Annotated in this window: 1 protein-coding gene; it reads right to left on the bottom strand. The window is 23.6% G+C overall.

The features are described 5' to 3' along the window. Positions 1-74: 74 nt before the first annotated feature. Positions 75-1,088 carry a porphobilinogen synthase gene (hemB, locus tag BGI41_RS08080; protein WP_088540187.1) on the bottom strand — a complete coding sequence of 338 codons (1,014 nt, stop codon included), beginning with the start codon at positions 1,086-1,088 and terminating at the stop codon, positions 75-77. Positions 1,089-1,520 lie beyond the last annotated feature (432 nt).

Genomic DNA, 1,520 nt, shown 5'->3' with positions numbered 1-1,520 from the left:
AAACCTACTTAATAAAATAAAAAATAAATTAAAAACTTAAAAAAAGTTTAAAATTATTTAATAAATATTTAAATTTATAATTTATCTAAAACGAATGGTGCAAAGTAAGTTATAATTAAATCTGCTCCTGCTCTTTTAATAGATACAAGTGATTCCATAATAGAATCTTCAGTTAAATATCCTTTATCAATAGCAGCAACAAGCATAGAATATTCACCACTTACATTATAAGTCACAAGAGGAAGATTAAATTCTTCTTTAACTTTAGATATAACATCAAGATAAGGTAATGCAGGTTTAACCATTAACATATCTGCTCCTTCAATTACATCAAGTTCACATTCACGAATAGCTTCACGACCATTAGCTGGATCCATTTGATAAGATCTCCTATTTCCTTTTCCAGGAGTTGAATTTGCAGCATCTCTAAATGGTGCATAGAAAGATGAAGCAAATTTAGCAGAATATGAAATTACCATAACATCTTCAAAACCATTAGCATCTAATGCATTACGAATAACTTCCACTCTACCATCCATCATATCAGAAGGTGCAACTGCATCAGCACCTGCTTTTGCTTGAGATACAGCAGTTTTAGCAAGATATTCTAAAGAAGGATCATTTAAAATTTTAATTCCATCATCAATATTATCTTCAAAATCCCCTTTAGCATATTCTTTAATTAATCCACAATGTCCATGAGAAGTATATTGACATAAACAGACATCTCCAATAACTACTAAATCAGTATTCTCTTTTAATGCTTTAATAGCTTTTTGAACAATACCATCTTCTCTAAATGCAGGAGAACCAACTTCATCTTTTGTATCTTCATTAGGAATTCCAAATACAATAATAGATTTTAAACCTTTAGCTTCTAATTTTTTAGCATATTCAACACCACTTTCAATTGAATATCCAAATTGATTAGGCATTGTTGGGATTTCTTCTTTTTCATCCCCTTTTAAATCTTCTTTAAAATATATTGGATAAATTAAATCCTCTTTATTAACTTTTGTTTCTCTTACGATTTCACGAATATTAGCATTTTTTCTAAGTCTTCTCATTCTAACAATAGGATAATCCATAGTAACACCAAAAAATATTAAAAATTTTTAACAATCATATGAAAGTATTAAATTTAATAAAGATACACTGAACTTATTGAAGTGTAAAAAAATATTATAAATTAGTCATATATTTCAAGTGTAAACTTAATAAAAATACAATATAAATTAAGTAAAATAAAAAGATAAATATTAAATTAATTAATTATTAATTAATAATAATTAAAACACATATAATTAAATGGTTATTTTTAAAAATAAAGAATATTTTTAATTATTAAGACAAATGAACACTTATAAGTTATAATATTTATACTTTCTAAATACTTTTTCAAAAAATATTGTATAAAATCTAATTAAAATATAATTTTTTTAATAATTTATATAAAAATACAATATATTTAATTAAATTAGATTTTTTTAAAATATTAAATTTAATATTAAAATTTACAC

Origin of the sequence: Methanobrevibacter sp. 87.7 (assembly GCF_002208625.1) — an archaeon.
Taxonomy (GTDB): Archaea; Methanobacteriota; Methanobacteria; order Methanobacteriales; family Methanobacteriaceae; genus Methanarmilla.
The sequence above is the reverse complement of the archived record's forward strand: the minus strand, read 5'-3'. Positions and strand labels throughout refer to the sequence as shown.